The sequence below is a fragment of the Archangium sp. Cb G35 genome, from assembly GCF_001896145.1.
Lineage (GTDB): Bacteria > Myxococcota > Myxococcia > Myxococcales > Myxococcaceae > Archangium > Archangium violaceum.
In genome coordinates this window covers 40,821-57,758 of sequence record NZ_MPOI01000022.1, presented here as the reverse complement: position 1 = coordinate 57,758, position 16,938 = coordinate 40,821, and the positions used below count along the sequence as shown (strand labels likewise).

17 protein-coding genes are annotated in these 16,938 nt (G+C 69.8%); 12 read left to right on the top strand and 5 right to left on the bottom strand.

Annotated features, from left to right (window positions below):
* The first annotated feature begins 89 nt into the window (after positions 1-89).
* From BO221_RS48025 to BO221_RS48005, 5 genes are all read left to right on the top strand, one after another.
* On the top strand, positions 90-872 hold the full coding sequence (locus tag BO221_RS48025) for a hypothetical protein (protein WP_073567676.1): 783 nt from the start codon (positions 90-92) through the stop codon (positions 870-872).
* A gap of 76 nt (positions 873-948) precedes the next feature.
* Positions 949-1,530 (top strand): HutD family protein, encoded by a 582-nt coding sequence (locus BO221_RS48020; RefSeq protein WP_073567675.1) that lies wholly within the window; start codon positions 949-951, stop codon positions 1,528-1,530.
* 81 nt (positions 1,531-1,611) lie between these two features.
* Positions 1,612-2,895, top strand: a complete 1,284-nt coding sequence (locus tag BO221_RS48015; protein WP_073567674.1) for an MFS transporter — start codon at positions 1,612-1,614, stop codon at positions 2,893-2,895.
* Between the two features lie 240 nt (positions 2,896-3,135).
* Positions 3,136-3,495 carry a hypothetical protein gene (locus BO221_RS48010; protein WP_073567673.1) on the top strand — a complete coding sequence of 120 codons (360 nt, stop codon included), beginning with the start codon at positions 3,136-3,138 and terminating at the stop codon, positions 3,493-3,495.
* Between the two features lie 29 nt (positions 3,496-3,524).
* Positions 3,525-4,208 carry a hypothetical protein gene (locus BO221_RS48005; protein WP_073567672.1) on the top strand — a complete coding sequence of 228 codons (684 nt, stop codon included), beginning with the start codon at positions 3,525-3,527 and terminating at the stop codon, positions 4,206-4,208.
* On the opposite strand, the gene BO221_RS48000 is transcribed toward BO221_RS48005, so the two are convergent.
* The 3 genes from BO221_RS48000 to BO221_RS47990 form a co-directional block, all read right to left on the bottom strand.
* A complete protein-coding gene (locus tag BO221_RS48000; RefSeq protein ID WP_073567671.1) occupies positions 4,183-4,947 on the bottom strand; it encodes a hypothetical protein in 765 nt (254 codons plus the stop codon). The two genes, BO221_RS48005 and BO221_RS48000, sit on opposite strands and share 26 nt — an antisense overlap.
* A gap of 152 nt (positions 4,948-5,099) precedes the next feature.
* On the bottom strand, positions 5,100-5,681 hold the full coding sequence (locus tag BO221_RS47995) for a hypothetical protein (RefSeq protein ID WP_073567670.1): 582 nt from the start codon (positions 5,679-5,681) through the stop codon (positions 5,100-5,102).
* Complete coding sequence (locus BO221_RS47990; protein ID WP_369866233.1) at positions 5,678-6,400, bottom strand: hypothetical protein; 723 nt, start codon at positions 6,398-6,400, stop codon at positions 5,678-5,680. The genes BO221_RS47995 and BO221_RS47990 overlap by 4 nt, the downstream gene beginning before the upstream one ends.
* Positions 6,401-6,577: 177 nt before the next feature.
* On the opposite strand from BO221_RS47990, the gene BO221_RS47985 reads away from it, so the two are divergent.
* From BO221_RS47985 to BO221_RS47975, 3 genes are read left to right on the top strand one after another with little or no spacing between them, the layout of a single operon-like run.
* Positions 6,578-7,126: a MarR family winged helix-turn-helix transcriptional regulator gene (locus BO221_RS47985; protein WP_233166592.1), complete on the top strand. Its 549-nt coding sequence runs from the start codon at positions 6,578-6,580 to the stop codon at positions 7,124-7,126.
* Positions 7,113-8,996, top strand: coding sequence for a chloride channel protein (locus BO221_RS47980; protein ID WP_073567668.1), 1,884 nt, complete (start codon positions 7,113-7,115; stop codon positions 8,994-8,996). Before BO221_RS47985 ends, BO221_RS47980 begins: the two co-directional genes overlap by 14 nt.
* A gap of 8 nt (positions 8,997-9,004) precedes the next feature.
* Complete coding sequence (locus BO221_RS47975; protein ID WP_233166591.1) at positions 9,005-10,357, top strand: DUF2156 domain-containing protein; 1,353 nt, start codon at positions 9,005-9,007, stop codon at positions 10,355-10,357.
* Positions 10,358-10,381: 24 nt separating this feature from the next.
* Here the strand turns inward: BO221_RS47975 and BO221_RS47970 are convergent, their stop codons facing one another.
* Positions 10,382-10,600 carry a DUF2171 domain-containing protein gene (locus BO221_RS47970; protein WP_073567666.1) on the bottom strand — a complete coding sequence of 73 codons (219 nt, stop codon included), beginning with the start codon at positions 10,598-10,600 and terminating at the stop codon, positions 10,382-10,384.
* Positions 10,601-10,812: 212 nt separating this feature from the next.
* On the opposite strand from BO221_RS47970, the gene BO221_RS47965 reads away from it, so the two are divergent.
* The 4 genes from BO221_RS47965 to BO221_RS47950 are packed head-to-tail and all read left to right on the top strand — an operon-like array spanning position 10,813 to position 15,031.
* Positions 10,813-12,042: an efflux RND transporter periplasmic adaptor subunit gene (locus BO221_RS47965; RefSeq protein WP_073567665.1), complete on the top strand. Its 1,230-nt coding sequence runs from the start codon at positions 10,813-10,815 to the stop codon at positions 12,040-12,042.
* Positions 12,039-12,713 carry an ABC transporter ATP-binding protein gene (locus BO221_RS47960; RefSeq protein WP_073567664.1) on the top strand — a complete coding sequence of 225 codons (675 nt, stop codon included), beginning with the start codon at positions 12,039-12,041 and terminating at the stop codon, positions 12,711-12,713. Before BO221_RS47965 ends, BO221_RS47960 begins: the two co-directional genes overlap by 4 nt.
* Complete coding sequence (locus BO221_RS47955) at positions 12,710-13,870, top strand: ABC transporter permease (RefSeq protein WP_073567663.1); 1,161 nt, start codon at positions 12,710-12,712, stop codon at positions 13,868-13,870. Before BO221_RS47960 ends, BO221_RS47955 begins: the two co-directional genes overlap by 4 nt.
* A gap of 3 nt (positions 13,871-13,873) precedes the next feature.
* Complete coding sequence (locus BO221_RS47950; protein WP_073567662.1) at positions 13,874-15,031, top strand: ABC transporter permease; 1,158 nt, start codon at positions 13,874-13,876, stop codon at positions 15,029-15,031.
* Between the two features lie 14 nt (positions 15,032-15,045).
* Here the strand turns inward: BO221_RS47950 and BO221_RS47945 are convergent, their stop codons facing one another.
* Positions 15,046-16,827: a hypothetical protein gene (locus BO221_RS47945; protein WP_073567661.1), complete on the bottom strand. Its 1,782-nt coding sequence runs from the start codon at positions 16,825-16,827 to the stop codon at positions 15,046-15,048.
* Positions 16,828-16,938 lie beyond the last annotated feature (111 nt).

Genomic DNA, 16,938 nt, shown 5'->3' with positions numbered 1-16,938 from the left:
TATCCAGATGCCTTGGAAGTGACTCGACGCGTCATGCACTGCCTGCCGCCGTGAGAAGTGGTAGATGCATGGGCAGGAGGTGTCCACACATGGCAGACAGTGCATCCTGGAAGGGTGGAAGGCTGGGGGCGTTCCATCTTGGCCGGCGGTACAAGGACATCGGGGCGGGCTTGGGCCGCGTCTACGAAGCCCACGATGTTCATACGGGTGCTTCCGCCGTGGTGGTGATGCCGGGTCAGGGTGCGGACTGGGAACCCACCGAAGTATGGCAGATCCGCGTTTCCTCCCACGTGGAGCCCTCCCATGTCGCGCTGGCGGTGGAGCACGCGCCCTCCACGGGCAGAGTGCCGGAACTGTCGGCCATGCTTGACTTGCTGACCTCGGCGGTGGAGCGCTTGGAGAAGAAGGATGAGGTTCGTGCCCATCTGACTCATGGACCGATCGGGCCTTGGCGCAGGTGGACTGGGCGCGTGCGCCGATTGCTGCTCTCAAGGTGGCTGCTGGTCGCCACGGGGCTCACCATGGTGGCTCTGGCCGTGGCCTTCTGGTGGCATCCTCCGGCTTTCCAGCGCGACGACCAAATGACCCTTGCCGGGGATGGTACGGCTCACACCACGCCTCCAGAAATGGGTCTGGTCAACGGCGGTGGTTTCGTTCCGGATGCTGTTGCCTTCCCTATGCCCGACAAGCCCTACTCCAACCAAGCAAAGCCGCCGTGCAGGCCCCGGAGGGGCGAGGTGGAGATCAACGGCGGCTGCTGGGTGGAGTTGTCGAAGCGTCCGCCCTGTGAGGACACGGTCGAATACAAGGGCAAGTGCTACGCGGTGGTGGGGGAGCGGTCTCCGCGCCCGTCGCAATCCATCCAAGAGTAGTTCCTAGCAAGAGTGCACCTGTCACCCTCCAGCATGTTGGCCTATGCCGTGACTGGCCCTTGGGAGACGCAAGCGGATGATGAGACGACTCGGACCTGACGACTACCGTGACATGCCCTGGAAGAACGGGGGTGGGGTGACGCGCGAGCTGTGGAAGCTGCCCCATCCGTCCGACCCGGCCCGTTTCCTGGCGCGCGTGTCGATCGCCACCGTGGGGGCCTCCGGGCCCTTCTCCGTGTTCCCGGGCGTGGATCGGACCTTGATGATCCTCGAGGGCGCGGGGGTAGCGCTGACCCTGGATGGGACGCGCGAGGTGGTGCTCGACCAGCGTCTGCGGCCGTTCGCGTTTCCGGGCGAGGCGGACATCCAGTGCCGGCTGCTCGGCGGTTCGGTGCGGGACTTCAACCTCATGGTGGACCGGGCCCTGGCCCAGGCGTCGCTCGAGGTGATGCAACTGGCCCCGGGGGAAACCCGTACGCTCGCGGGTGCCGGGACCGTGTTGCTCCATGTCCTGGAGGGCCGGGCGACGCTGCCCGGGGAGCCGCTGACCCGGGACGAGACGCTCTGGCTGGAGGAGCCCGGGCTCCTGATGCTGCGGAGCGACGAGGGGGCCACCGTGGTGGCCATCCAGCTGGAACGGCGCCCGCTCGCTCCATGAGCGTACCTACCGCTCCTCAGTCCTCCTGCTCACGGTGTTGCTGGCGGGAGCGTGGGGTGTGCGTTAGAGCCGCCCTCCAGCATGTCTTCTTCAGCCAGCGCCGCCCCGTCCGTCTTCCGCCACCGTGACTTCCGCCTCTACCAGCTGGCTCGCCTGTGTGCGGTGCTCGCCGTGCAGATCGAGTCGGTGGCCATCGGCTGGCAGGTGTACGAGCTGACGGGCAGCGCCCTGGCCCTGGGGTACACGGGGCTGGCGCAGTTCCTGCCCTTCCTCGCCTTCAGCCTCATTGGCGGACAGGTGGCGGACCGCGTGGACCGGCGCATCATCCTCGCGGTGTGCCAGGGCGTCATGCTGCTGTGCAGCCTGCTGCTGCTCAGCTTCTCCCTGGGCCACATCCGGGATGTGCGGTTCGTCTACGGGGTGCTGGTGCTCTTCGGCACCGCGCGCGCCTTCTACTCGCCCGCGGGTTCCGCCATCACCGCCCACCTGGTGCCCACCGAGGACCTCTCGCGCGCCATCGCCATCAACTCCACCACCTGGCAGGTGGCCACCATCGCCGGCCCCGCCGTGGGCGGTTTTCTCTATCAGTGGGTGGGCGCTACCGGCTCCTATGTCGCCTCGGCCTCGCTGTGTGCGCTCACCGTGGTGTGGATCCTCTCCCTGAAGGTGAGGACGGGTCAGGCCTCCAGCGAGGCGTTCTCCATGTCCACGCTGCTGGCGGGGTTCCGCTTCGTGCGCCGGCAGCGGCTGTTGCTGGGCAGCATCACGTTGGATCTGTTCGCGGTGCTGCTGGGCGGAGCGGTGGCGCTGCTGCCCATCTACGCGCGGGATGTGCTGCACACCGGGCCGTGGGGTCTGGGGCTGTTGCGCGGTGCACCAGCCGCGGGCGCGGCGCTCGTGGCGGTGGTGCTCGCCATGCGTCCGCTGGGAGGCCGGGCCGGGTGGAAGATGTTCGTCTCGGTGGCCATCTTCGGCGCGGCCACGCTCGTCTTCGGGGTGAGCCGTTCGCTGCCGTTGTCCGTGCTGGCCCTGGCGGTGGCAGGGGCGGCGGACATGGTGAGCGTGGTGGTGCGCCACACGCTGGAATTGATGGCCACGCCGGATGAGATGCGGGGCCGCGTGGGCGCGGTGAACATGATGTGCGTGGGCGCCTCCAACGAGCTGGGCGAGTTCCGCGCCGGAGCCTTCGCCGAGCACGTGGGCGTGGTGCCCGCGGTGGTGGCGGGCGCGGTGGGGACGCTGGTGGTGGTGGCGCTGTGGGCCTGGGTCTTCCCCGAGTTGCGGCGGGTGGACCAGCTGGAGGAAGCGGCTCGCCAGCCCCTGCCGGAGGATGCCGAGCCCGAGGCTGTCGGCACGACATCGTAGGCCCGCGCATGACCGCCCCGTGTGGCTCGAGCACCGGGTGACGCACGGCTTCGTGATGGGCGTCTGGGCCTGCTGACCCGAGCACGGGGACCCGCGAATCTCCTGAAAGGTAGGGCAGGCGGCCCTACTTGAGAGGTTAGAAAAAGACTGGGCACTGTCAGAAGGTGATGTTACCTTTCGAGTCGTGGGCGCGAGAGGTTCGGGCTCACGAAACGCCCGGAGGGCGAGGAGGTCGTCTCAATGGCCGAGTCGATGGGTGGTGACGTGTTGGGTCAGGTGCTGCAGGCCGTCCAGGGCCTGAGCGAGCAGGTGAAGGTCCTGAACAGCCGGATGGACAAGCTGGAAATGTCGATGCAGCGCCTGAGCCTTGATGAGGTGGCAGCGCGCAATGAGATCAACCAGGCTCGCAGGGAACTGCGAGCGGAGATCCTGGGCGTTCGGACGGAACTGCGGCAGACCACCTGGAGGGAGTGGTCCATGGACCTCCATGCTATTCGCACGGAACTCCAACTGGGGCTCCATCAGGCGTATGAGCGGATCGATCGGGCCCACCATGCACTCTTCATGAGAGAGCTGGGGCTGTATCGGACCATGGGATGAGGCGGCCCGGGCTGGCGTAGAGTCGCGCCATGCCGCCCCGCGCCCCCCTCGTTCACATCCAGGACCACGCCCTGCCCGACGCGGACTTCTCCCGCCTGTGGCGCAAGGTCCGCGCCCTCGGCACCGAGCGCCTTCGTCAGACCTACCAGACCACCTTCTGGTTCGAGCTCGGCGAGCCCACCAACATCGTCGAGCAGATCATCCTCGCGCTGCGTCCGCGCGTTCCCCTGCGCCGGGGCCTCGCGGGCGTCGAGTGGTGGTTCTCGCGCATGCGCACCACCAACGTGCAGGTGGACTTCCACCAGGACCGGGACGAGAAGCTCGCCCTGCGCGGCGGCCCGCTCGTGCACCCCCGCTTCACCTCCCTGCTCTTCATGAACAGTGTCCGCGGCGGCGCGCTCGCGGTGACGAAGGCCCTGCCCTGTGAGGACAACCCGTCCCTCGCTCCCAACACGGACGCCTTCGATCTGGCGGCGCCCCGGCCCAACCGCTTCGTCTACTTCCGGGGGGACCTCACCCACGGCGTACTGGATGCCCACAACCAGATTCCCACCGGGAAGCTGCCGGGCACCTCGCGCCTGCGCGTGACGCTGGTGATGAACTGGTGGAGCCAGCGTCCCACCGACATCCCCACCTTCTCCGAGTCCAAGGTGTACCGCTCGCTCGCGCTCCCCGCGCCCCGGCGGCCTACTTCCGCGGGTCGGACGCGATGAAGAAGACCGTCGCCGCGCCCACCACCAGCGCCGCGCCGCCCGCGTAGACCCACGGGCTCTCGTACCAGGCTTTCTGCTCGATGACCGAGAGCTGCAACGGCGCCAGCGGGTTGGCCGCCCGTGCCACCGTGTTGCCCTGGCTGTCGAGCGCCTCGACGAAGTACCAGGCCGTGAAGGACGCCGCGCGGGGTGGCACGGGCAGCTCGCCCTCGCAGGTGTCCTGCTGGCACACCATGGCCGTGGCGCGGTAGGGGCCTCCCGGGACGGGAGCGTGGCGCAGGAGCACCTCGCTGGCCCGGGTCTGCGGGTCCTTCAGGCTGGCGCGCACCCGCTGGGGCCGGCCCGCGTCCTCGCGCGGCAGCACCTCCAGCTTCGGCCGGGCGGCGAGCATCGCGCGCACCCGCTCCAGCAAGTCCTTCTGCTTCTGCGGCGCATCTGGAGGAGGCCGCACCCAGGCGTCCAGCTCCAGCGCCTCGGTGGTGCGCTGCTCGGCGTTCACCGTGTCCTCCAGCAGCAGGTGGATGAAGCCGAGCTCCAGCAGGGCCTGGGCGCGCTCGGCGGCGGGCCGGTCCGGGTGGCCGAGGTAGCGCTGGTATTCGACGACGGCTTCCTCGTAGCGCAGGGCGCCGGCGAGCTCGCGGGCGCGGGCGAGGTCCGCCTGGGCCGCTCCCGGAGCGGGGGCCTGGGCGACGACGAGGGACGAGGCGGCGGCGAGGACGGGAAACGTGAGCGGAAGCACCGCCCCCGAGCCTACCCGCGCCGCCGGGAGTTGTCAGACCGGTGCGCTAGGAAACGTCTCTGCGCGGGCCGGGTGTTGGTGGCCCGCGGCAGGTGTCGTCACAGCGGAGGGCCGGGTCCGGGCGGGTCTCGGGCCCGGCTCTCGCACTTCTCCTACAGACCGCTGGGCCCCAGCATGCCCTCCAGCCCCTCGAAGGGCTTGGAGACGGTGGCGTGCAGGACGATGTCCTTGAGCTGCAGCTCCAGCGGCAGCTCCAGCGGGTTGCCGAGGCCCGCGTCCGTCACCGTGTTGCTGACGATGACCCAGATGCGCGCCTTGCCGATGGCATTGCGCAGCGTGGGCGAGTCCGCGTGCACCGGCGTGCTCGAGTTCGGCGCGAAGTCCTTCTGGGGAATCAGCTCCTCGGCCGTGTGGTAGTACGCGGGCAGGTTGCTGTCGCTGTAGAACCGGGGCTCCTCCGGCGTGGCGGTGCCGGTGAGGGACAGCCGCGCGGTGGACCTCAGCGTGAACGTCTTGGAGGGGTTGATGACCGTGAGGTCGGCGGAAATCTCCTTCACGGCGACGTCGAGGTTCTGCGTCTCCTCGGGCATGTCGACGGCCACCTCGACGTGGATGGCCCTGGCCACGGAGGTGACGGGGATGGTGACCTCCTGGGGCGGCGTGTCCACGGCGAGCTCGGCGGAGCACGCGGAGAGCATCAACGGGCAGAGCAGGGCGAGCAGGGCGCGTTTCATTGGAAGGTCCAGGACAGGTCGAAGGCGGGGAGGATGGGGAAGCGGCCCTCGTTGAAGGGCACCAGGGGCTCGTTCACGTCCACGTAGGCGGCGCCGAGCGAGAAGCCGAAGTTCTCTCCGGCGTAGCGGATGCCGGCCGCGCCGCGCAGGGGGTAGCCCTCCTGGAGGCGCACGCCGAACTCACCCACCACGGACCAGTTGCCCGCGAAGTTGACCACCAGCGCGGCCGTGGCCGTGGTGGTGGCCGTCTGGTAGCGCCAGTGACGTACCTCGCCCTGCACCAGCACCCGGCCCAGTTGCAGGCCGTAGAGCGCGTAGGCGCTGGGCCCCTCGAAGTTGATTTCGAGGTTCTTCACCGCCTCCTGCTGCGTGGAGACGAAGTCCGAGATGAACTGACTGCCCAGGAACTTGGTGTAGCGCGCGCCGATGACGAAGCGGTGGGGCCCGGCTTCCACGCCCCAGCGCAGGCCGAGGTTGGGGGCGAGCGCGGCGTCGGCGAGGACGGAGGTGTCCAGCGCGAAGCCCCACACCAGTGGCACCGCCGAGCGCTGCAGGCCGAGCACGGGCTTCTTGATGGCGGCGGCCTCGTCGGAGGAGAGGAGCCGCGCGTTGCCGGCATGGTTGAAGGCATGGGCCTGGGAGGAACCCAGCAGGGTGCCCAGTGCCCCGAGGGCGAGCCCGAGCAGACCCGGGCGGGAAAAGGTGTTTCGAGGTGTCAACCCACTCACTCCTGAAGAGGAAAGGGAGGCCCTGGTGTACCGCGCCCTCGCCCGCCCTGTCACACGCACTCCGTGTGTGGAGGTGCGTCCCGGGGAGACCGCTCGTCCCCCCCGCGGGCGGCCACGGCGCGGGAAGGAGTTGCGAGCGGCCCCGGCGAGGCGTATTCGGATGGATATATGGGCTCCCATACAAATCGGCGCGCGGTGACTCCCCCGGTGGAGACGGAGGACATCCGGACGAGCATGGACGCCATCCGGCGCATCGTGCGCATGTTGCGCGTGTCGGCCCGGGCCTCGGAGGGGCTGGTGGGCATCAGTGGCGCGCAGCTCTTCGTGCTCCAACAACTCGCCGAGGCGGGGCCCTGCTCCATCAACGAGCTGGCCGAGCGCACCCTCACGCACCAGAGCTCGGTGTCGGTGGTGGTGAGCCGGCTCATCGAACGGGAGCTGGTGTCGCGCCGCCCCTCGGAGCAGGACGGGCGGCGGGTGGAGGTGTCGCTCACGCCCGGGGGCCGGGAGCTGCTGCGCACGGCGCCACCCATGGCCCAGGTGCACCTCATTTCCGGGCTGCGCCGGATGGAGCCCGCCCAACGGGCCGCGCTCGCCGGGGGACTCACCGCGCTGGTGCGGGAGCTCGGGCTGGACGCGGAGGCCGCGCCGTTCTTCTTCGAGGACGAGGCGCCCGCGAAGCGGCGCCAGGGGAAACGACAACATGAAGAAGCCTGAGCTCATCTCGGTGTCCGAGGGTACCGGTGACAGGGAGGCCCTCCCGGTGGCGCCCTCCATGGGGCCCACGCTGGAGAACGAGCCGCGTGCGCCGCTGTCCGAGCAGCCGGTGGATGGGCGCCTGGTGCTCATCAGCGGCCTGTGCATCCTGCTGGCCGTGGCCGCGGGGCTGGTGGCGCAGGTGCTCGGGAGGCTCATCGCGTTCATCACGAACCTGGCCTTCTTCGGGCGGCTGTCCCTCCAGGAGGTGTCGCCGGCGGACAACACCCTGGGGCCCTGGGTGCTCGTCATCCCGGTGCTGGGGGCGCTGGTGGTGGGGGTGATGGCGCGCTACGGCTCCAAGGCCATCCGGGGCCACGGCATCCCCGAGGCCATGGAGCAGGTGCTGCTCAACCGCAGCCGGATTCCGCCGCGCATCACCTTCCTCAAGCCGGTGTCGGCGGCGGTGTCCATCGGCACGGGAGGGCCGTTCGGCGCCGAGGGTCCCATCATCGCCACGGGAGGGGCGCTGGGCTCGCTCCTGGGGCAGGTGCTGAAGGTGACGGCGGACGAGCGCAAGGTGCTGCTGGCGGCGGGCGCGGGAGCGGGCATGGCGGCCACCTTCGGCGCGCCCGTGTCCGCGGTGCTGCTGGCCATCGAGCTGCTGCTCTTCGAGTTCCGCCCGCGCTCGGTCATCCCGGTGGCGCTGGCCACCTGTACGGCCACGGCGGTGCGCATGGCCTTCGTGGGGGGCGCGCCGGCCTTCGCCATGCCGGACGTGTCGGCGCCGGGTGGGAGCGCGCTGGCCTTCTACATCGGCATGGGGGCGCTCATCGGCGTGGCGTCGGTGGGGGTGACGCGGGCCGTCTACCGCATCGAGGACGCCTTCGAGAAGCTGCCCGTGCACTGGATGTGGTGGCCGGCGCTCGGGGCCATCGCCGTGGGGGTGGTGGGCTGGTTCGAGCCGCGCACCCTGGGCGTGGGGTACTCCAACATCGAGGACATCATCTCCGGCCGCTTCGTGGGCACGGCGGCGCTCGTCTTCTGCCTGCTGAAGTTCACCTCCTGGTCCATCGCGCTGGGCAGCGGCACCTCGGGCGGGACGCTGGCGCCGCTCTTCACCATCGGCGGCGGGCTGGGCTCGGCGCTGGGCGCGCTGGCGGTATGGCTGGTGCCGGGGCTGGGCGTGGACGTGCGCATCGCGGCGCTGGTGGGCATGGCGGCCATCTTCGCGGGGGCCTCGCGCGCGCTGCTGGCCTCGGTGGTGTTCGCCTTCGAGACGACGCGCCAGCCCATGGGCCTGCTGCCGCTGCTGGGCGGCTGCGCGGCGGCGTACCTCGTTTCGTCGCTGCTCATGCGCCACTCCATCATGACGGAGAAGCTGGCGCGGCGCGGGGCGCGGGTGCCCATGGAGTACGCGGCGGACGTGCTCGCCAACACGCTGGTGGCGGCGCATGGGCTGCGGCCGGTGGTGACGCTCGCGGCGGAGGACACCGTGGAGCAGGCGCGGGCGTGGCTCGCCGGTGGCGGCGCGGGCACCCGGCACCAGGGCTTCCCGGTGGTGGATGGCGTGGGGCGGCTGGTGGGCGTCATCACCCGGCGGGAGCTGATGGACGGGGAGGCGGTGCCGGGCAGGCGTGTGGGGGAGCTCATCCGCAAGCCCCCGGCGGTCGTCTTCGAGGACAGCACCCTGCGCGAGGCGGCGGACCACATGGTGCGCGAGGACGTGGGACGGCTGCCGGTGGTGAAGCGTGGGGAGCCGTGGAAGGTGGTGGGCATCCTCACGCGGAGCGATCTGCTGGCCGCGCACCGCCGCCGGCTGGAGGAGGCGCACCAGCACGAGCGGGGCATCGGAGGCGGCCCGCGGCCCGGGATGCCCACTCCGGCATGAGGGATGGCATGGACACGGAGCACTCGCGGGTATTGGAGCTGCTCAAGCGCCACGGGTGGAACGCCACGTCCTTCCAGGTGCTGGAGCCGGGGTATTCGTACTGGTTCGACGGGGAGGACGCGTGCGTGGCGTACGTGGACACGGGCCGGGCGTGGGTGGTGGCCGGCGCCCCCATCGCCCCACACGAGCGCCTGGGCGAGGTGGCGCGGCGCTTCGAGGCGCATGCGGCCGAGTCGGGCCGGCGGCTGTGCTTCTTCGCCACCGAGCAGCGCATGTTGGACGCGGCCCCGTTGAAGAGGCTGGCCATTGGCGAGCAGCCGGTGTGGGACCCGAGGCTGTGGGAACTGAGCGTGCGTGAGAGCCGGAGCCTGCGCGAGCAGTTGCGCCGGGCGCGGGCCAAGGGCGTGCGGGTGCGCGAGGTGATGCCCTCCGAGCTGAAGGACGCGGCGCACCCGGTGCGGGCGGGGGTGGACGGACTGATGGAGCGCTGGCTGAGCTCCCGGCGGATGGCGCCCATGGGCTTCCTGGTGCAGCTCTCCCCGTTCGCCTGGGCCGAGGAGCGGCGCTCCTTCGTGGCGGAGAGGGATGGGGAGGTGGTGGCCTTCCTGTCGGCGGTGCCGGTGTACGCGCGCAATGGCTGGCTGGTGCAGCACCTGCTGCGCGACGCGCGAGCGCCCAACGGCACCGCGGAATTGCTGGTGGACGCGGTGATGCGCGCGGCGGCGGCGGAGGGGCGCGGCTACCTGACGCTGGGGCTCGCGCCGCTGGCGGGCGAGGTGGACGGCTGGCTGCGCGCGGCGCGGGTGGTGGGCATGCCCCTCTATGACTTCGAGGGGCTGCGCGCCTTCAAGGCCCGGCTGCGCCCGCATGCGTGGCACCGCATCCACCTGGCCTGGCCCGCGCGGCACGGCTCGCCCCTGCTGCTGTATGACGTGCTGAGGGCCTTCGCCCGGGGGAGCCTCACACGCTTCGGCCTGGCCACGCTCCTGCGCCGGCCCCTGCCGCTCGTGTGGCTGCTCGCGGTGCTGCTGGTGCCCTGGACGGTGCTGCTCGCGCTGCCGGCCAACGCCCACCGCTTCCCCTCGCCGCTCGTGCAGTGGGGCTGGGTGCTCTTCGACGTGGGGCTGACGGTGGGGCTTTTCTCCCTCGTCCGCCGCTGGCGCTCGGGGCTCGCCACGCTGCTGGCCTCGCTCATCACCGGAGATGCCTGCCTCACCTTGCTGGAGGCGCTTCTCTACAACCTCCCTCGCGCGCGAGGGCTCGGCGACTGGCTCGTCATGGGAGTGGCCGTGCTCGCGCCCGCCACGGCGGCGGTGCTGCTCTTCTGGGCCCGGAAGCATCCGTCGCTCGAGCCCGCTTGAAGGGTTCGCACGCGCCGGGAGGCGTCAGTCCTCGGGAGGCACGGTGGTGGGCGCGGACGTGAGGACGACCTCCCGGCCCTGGACGCGCTCCACACGGTGGAAGTGCACCATGTAGTCCCGCCGGGCGGGCGAGCCCTGCCCCAGCTCGAAGTGGGTGTCCCCGACGTTCGACACCGTCCCGAGTTTCCGCCCATACCCGTCCTTCACCGTCATTCCCTCGTGGATGTCGCCGGGATCGATCATCGTGGTCCTCTGTCCGCGTGTGCGCGTGGTCCCTTGAGATGAACACTCCGGGCGCTCCTGGCCCGTGGCCCTGGCCCTCTTCTGGAGGAAGCGCAGTGCCCCCTGGTGGGGGAGGGGACGGGCGGCCAGCGGAGCGGCGCGGAGCGGGGTCACGTCCGGGCCAGCCCCCTACCTTCTCTCCCGAGGGCTCATGACGCACGGGAGAGACGCGCATGGCGGAGGCCCAGGCCCAGAAATTGGCTGTACTCAAGATCGACCGCGCGGCCCACCCGCGGCGGAAGCTCCTGCGCCGATGGCCGCTATGGGTGGGGCTGGCCGTCGTGCTCGCCCTCGTGGTGGGGATGGCGGTGGTGGGCCGGGCGCCCAGCGTGCGGGTGGCCGAGGTCCGCGAGGCACGCCCCGGCGAGCAGCAGACCGAGCTGTCCGCGGCCGGCTATGTGTCCTCGCGGCGCCGCTCCGTCATCGCGCCCCAGGTGGCGGGGCGGTTGGTGGAGGTGGCGGTGGACGAGGGCGACGCGGTGGAGAAGGGGCAGGTGCTCGCCCGCCTGGATGACCGGGATGCGCGGGTGATGGCGGCCCGGAGCAGGGCGGAGCTGCAGGCCGCCAGTCAGAGGCTCGCCGCCGCGAGGGCCACGGCAATGCGGGCGCGCAATGACCTGACACGGGCGGAGCAGCTGGCCAGGGCCCAGGTCATCACCCGGGCGAGCCTGGAGGAGGCGCAGGCGCTGGCGAGGGCCTCGTCCGCGGAGGAACTGGCGGCGGTGGCCCAGTTGGAGGCCGCGAGGGAGGCGGCGCGGGCCACGGACCTGCAACTGTCCCATACGGTGGTGCGGGCGCCCTTCGCGGGAACGGTGGTGCGCAAGCTGGCGGATGAGGGAGCGGTGCTCGCGCCCGCCGCGCTCGAGCAGGAGAACATCGGCGGCATCGTCGAGCTGGTGGACCTGGGGGCGCTCGAGGTGGAGGCCGAGGTCAGCGAGGAGCAGTTGCCGCGCATCGAGCTGGGGCAGCCGGCGCTCGTCTTCCTCGATGCGTACCCGGACCAGGCGTTCGTCGCGAAGGTGCGCTCGGTGCGCCCCGCCATCGACCGCTCCAAGGCGACGGCGGACGTGAACGTGGCGTTCGAGGAGATTCCCCCGGGCGTGCTGCCGGACATGGGGGCGCGGGTGGCCTTCCTGAAGGAGGCGGTGCCGGAGGAGGCGCTCACGAAACAGGACGCGGCGCTGCGGGTGCCGGCGTCGGCGGTGGTGCGGAACGGTGGGGAGTCCGTGGTGTGGGTGGTGCAGGACGGGAAGGTGAAGCGGCAGCCGGTACAGGTGGCGGAGAAGGTGGGGGACGAGGTGGCGTTGGCCCAGGGACCGGAGCCGGGGACCCAGGTGGTGGTGTCGCCGGATGGCTCGCTGCGTCCGGGGCGCAAGGTGAAGGTGCGGACGGAGGGCGGATGAGCACTCCCTTCATCCGGCTCCGGGGCGTCTCCAAGTCCTACCGGCGGGGCGACATCATCGTGCCGGTGCTGGAGGAGGTGAACCTGGACATCGAGGCCGGGACCTTCGAGGCCTTCATGGGCCCGTCGGGCTCGGGGAAGTCCACGCTGCTCAACCTGCTGTCGGGGTTGGACCGGCCCACCACGGGGGTGGTGGAGGTGGGCGGCAAGGACCTGGCGCGCATGAACGACAAGGAGCTGTCGGACTGGCGCGCGGGACACGTGGGCTTCGTCTTCCAGATGTACAACCTGCTGCCGGTGCTCACGGCGGCGGAGAACGTGGAGCTGCCGCTGCTGCTCACCCCGCTCTCGCGTGCCGAGCGCCGTGAGCACGTGGCGGCCGCGCTGGAGGTGGTGGGACTGGGGCACCGCATGGGGCACCGGCCGCCGCAGATGTCGGGAGGCGAGCAGCAACGGGTGGCGATCGCCCGGGCCATCGTCACGGATCCAGACCTGCTCATCGCGGACGAGCCCACGGGAGACCTGGACCGCAAGTCGGCCGAGCAGGTGTTGGATCTCTTCACGGTGCTGCACCACGAGCTGCACAAGACGCTCGTCATGGTGACGCACGACCCGCATGCGGCCGAGCGCGCGGATCTGGTGCGGCACCTGGAGAAGGGGCTGCTGCAATGACGTTCGGGCGGCTCGTGTGGAAGGACCTGTTGCGCAACCCGCTGCGGCTGGCGCTCACGGTGCTGGCCGGGGCGGTGGGGGTGATGTCCTTCATCTTCCTGCGCACGGTGGTGGACCTCTTCTATTCGAGCGCGGAGTCGGCGCAGGCGGACCGGCTCTTCACGCGCGCCAAGGCCTCCATCACGGCGGACCTGCCGCTGTCGTACCTGCCGCGCATCTCCACCGTGCCGGGGGTGGACGACATCACCTTCTATGGCTTCTTCGGCGGGCGGTACGGCGAGTCCCAGCGCGACTTCTTCGGCTCGGCCTTCGTGGACCCGCCCTCCTTCATGCGCGTCTTCGACGAGCTCGTCGTGGCCCCGCAGCAGGTGACAGCCTTCCAGGCGGATCCGTGTGGCGCGCTCATCGGGATGGACCTGGCGAAGCGCTACGGGTGGAAGCCGGGAGACCGGGTGACACTGAAAGGCACCATCTACCCGGGCGAGTGGACCTTCAACGTGCGCGGCATCTACGACGTGCGCACGGGGTCGCTGGACAAGAACTCGCTCTTCTTTCCCTTCCGCTGCCTCAACGAGAAGCTGCCGGACGAGCGCAAGGACCGGGTGGGGGCCTTCATGATTCGAGTGGAGGACCCGTCGCGCTCGGCGGCGGTGTCCTCGGCGGTGGACGCCATGTTCGCCAACAGCCCCTACCCGACACGCACGGAGAGCGAGCGCGCGGCCACGCTGGGTTTCATCTCCATGCTGTCGGCCATCATCACCGCGGTGCAGGTGGTGGCCACCGTCATCCTGCTCATCATCCTGCTCGTCATCGGCAACACGCTGGCCATGAGCGTGCGCGAGCGCACGAGGGACCTGTCCACGCTGCGGGCCATGGGCTTCAAGAGCGGGCGGGTGGTGATGCTCGTGCTCTTCGAGTCCCTGGCCATTGGACTGGCCTCGGGGGGATTGGGGGTGCTCATCGCGCCGCCGCTCGTGCGGGGCTTCGTCGCGGTGGTGGGCTCGCAGATGGGCGGACTTCCCACTGACTTCATGCGGGAGAGCACGCTGGTGCTCGGGGTGCTGGCGGCGGTGGGGGTGTCGCTGCTGGCCGGAATCATCCCCGCGTGGCGCGCGGTGCGCATCCCCGTGGCCGAGGGGCTGAGGAAGGTGGCCTGAGCGATGATTCCCCTCTACTACAACACGCGCAGCCTCTGGGCGCGGCGGCTGTCCACGGGGCTCACCGTGCTGGGCCTGGGGCTCGTCGTCTTCGTCTTCTCGGCGGTGCTGATGCTGGCCAACGGAATCGAGTCCGCGCTCGCCTCGGGGGGAGACCCGCGCAACGTCATCCTCCTGGCCGAGGGCTCCACCAGCGAGCTGATGAGCAACGTGGAGCGGGACGTGCTGCGCGCCCTGGGGAGCGCCCCGCAGGTGGCCTCGTCGGTGGAGGGAGAGCCGCTGGTGGCGGGCGAGCTGGTGGTGCCGGTGCTGCTGCCGCGAGGGGATGGCAAGGAGTCGAACATCAACGCGCGGGGCATTGGCCCGGAGAGCTTCGCCATCCGGCCCACGGTGCGGCTCATCGCCGGCCGGGAGCCGCGGATGGGCACCAACGAGGTGGCCCTGGGCGAAGCGCTGGTGGGGCGCTCTCCTGGGGCGAACCTGGGTGGGGAGTTGGCGTTCGCCGAGGAGCGCTGGCCGGTGGTGGGGGTGTTCACCGCCGAGGGTGGGGCCTACGAGTCCGAGCTGTGGGTGGACGTGAACCGGTTGGGGCCGGCGTTCGACCGGCCGGGGCTGAGCGCGGTGGTGGTGCGCACGGGCTCGGAGCAGGCGCGCGATGCGTTCATCAAGGGAGTGGAGGAGGATCCGCGCTTCACGCTCGAGGCGAAATCGGAGCCCGAGTATTGGGCGGAGCAGGCCACGTGGCTGGCCACGTTCATCCGGGTGCTGGGCCTGTTCGTGTCCTTCATCTTCAGCGTGGGCGCGGTGCTGGGGGCGATGATCACCATGTACGCGCAGGTGGCGGCGCGCATTGGTGAGCTGGGGATGTTGCGGGCGGTGGGCTACCGGCGCCGGAGTGTGCTGGCGAGCATCCTCATCGAGTCCGCGGTGCTGGGAGCGGCGGGAGGGGTGCTGGGCGCGCTGGGGGCGCTGGCCACGCGGTGGATGGAGATCCGGACGCTCAATTTCCAGACGTTCGCCGAGATTCGCTTCGGCTTCACGCCGACACCGGGAATCGTGGTGGCGGCGCTCGTCTTCGGGACGCTGATGGGGACACTGGGCGGACTGCTGCCCGCCCTGCGCGCCTCACGGCTGTCGATTCTCGATGCGTTGAGAGCGTGAGTGAGCGTCACCACTCAACGAATGACGGGAACTGGAGTGAAGAGGTCGATGTTCGTCCCGTCTCCCCGTTGCCCGGACTTGTTGCTCCCCCAGGCCCAGGCCATGCCATCCTTTTGCAACGCCACGGAGTGGTGCATGCCGGCCGCCAGCGTGGACACCTTGTTCAATACGGTCAAGTGCACGGGCGAGGAGCGATTGATGGTGGTTCCATCGCCCAGTTGTCCTTGGCTGTTGCTCCCCCATGCCCACACCGTACCGTCATTTCGCACCGCCAATGAGTGGCCGCCGCCGGCAGAGATAGTGGCGACTTCGCTCAAACCACTTACCTGAACGGGGGAGAGGCGGGTGTCGGTGGTCCCATCCCCCAATTGCCCGGTCCCGTTTTTCCCCCAGGCCCATACAGTGCCGTCATGGAGCCTCGCCAGTGAGTGGAGGTGGCCAGCTGAGATGGTGACCACGCCGCTCAACCCACTCACCTGCACGGGCGTGGAGCGATTCGTGGTCGTCCCATCTCCCAGTTGGCCGGAATCGTTGTTTCCCCAGGCCCATACCGTGCCGTCATTGCTAATCGCGAGCGAGTGGTGCACGCCGGCCGAGACCGCGACGACGCCACTCAACCCATTCACCTGCACGGGCATGGAGCGATGGATGGTCGTCCCATCCCCCAGTTGCCCGGACCTGTTGCTTCCCCAGGCCCACACCGTGCCGTCATCTGTCACCGCTAGCGAATGGCCACCACCCGCCGAGACAGCGACTACGTTACTCAAGTTGCGTACACGCACGGGCATGGAGTGGTTTGTGGTCGACCCAATCCCCAATTGCTTGAACCCGTTGTTTCCCCAGGCCCACACCGTGCCGTCGTTTGTCACGGCCAGCGAGTGGCTACCACCCGCCGAGACCGTGGTCACGCCGCGCAAGTTTCTTACCTGCACCCTTGCGGCGCCGTGGGCGGTTGTCCCATCCCCCAATTGCCCGTAAGTGTTGTTCCCCCAGGCCCACACCGTACCGTCTGGTTGCACTCTCAGGGAGTGCTGGTCACCCGCCTCTTGGATGATGCACGGGGTGGCGTAAACGGTGAAGTTCGTCGAGACGGAAAGACCCTGGGAGTTGGTCACCGTCGCCTTTACAGTTGGCGTGAGCCCTTCGGGCACACAGCCGCGAACCTTCCATCTGACCTCGCTCGTGGTCGCGCTACTTGCAGGTGTCTCCAGCGTTCCGGTGTTGGCTTCCCAGGAAAAGCGAAGCGCGCTGTCCTGTGCATCCTGCGCCGAGATGCGCAGGGACATCGCTCCCTGGTTCATGTCGAAAGGTTTCTGCTTGTGGGCCCCCACGATCTCCGGTGGGCGCGGAGCGACTGGCTCGCTCGGAGCAGGCCGTACCGGTTCGGGTTCCTTCTTCGCGAGGGGCGGCGCAGGCTTCGGGTTCACCTGCTCGCGCACCTTCTCGAACAGCTCCACCACTTTGGGAGCCACCTGCACGGGCAGCTTCGCATCGGGCTTCAGGTAGAGGGCCGCTTTGAATGCGGCGGTGGCCTTATCGCTCTTGCCCATGTCGGCGAGGACGATCCCCTCGTAGAGAGTGAGGACGACGTCGTCCTCGATGCCGCGTGTCAGGCGTTTGGCGCTGGCGATCTGTTCCAGCGCCCGCTCGTAGTCGAGGCCTTCGTAGAGGCGGCTGATGGAGGAGAGGTAGGTCCCCACGTCCGTGGAGCACTGGGCGTATGCCTCCCACGGCAAGAAGAGAATGGTGGCCAGGAGGCCCACCACTCGGGCGGACCAGGGGCTCGCGGAACGCATGGGCTTTCCTCTCAGGACGTATGGAGTCCCCGGGTGCAAGGGGGCCGATATGTTCATGGAGGTCGGCGGAATATCACGGATGCCACGTGCCTGGAGCCTGGCGTTGGCCAG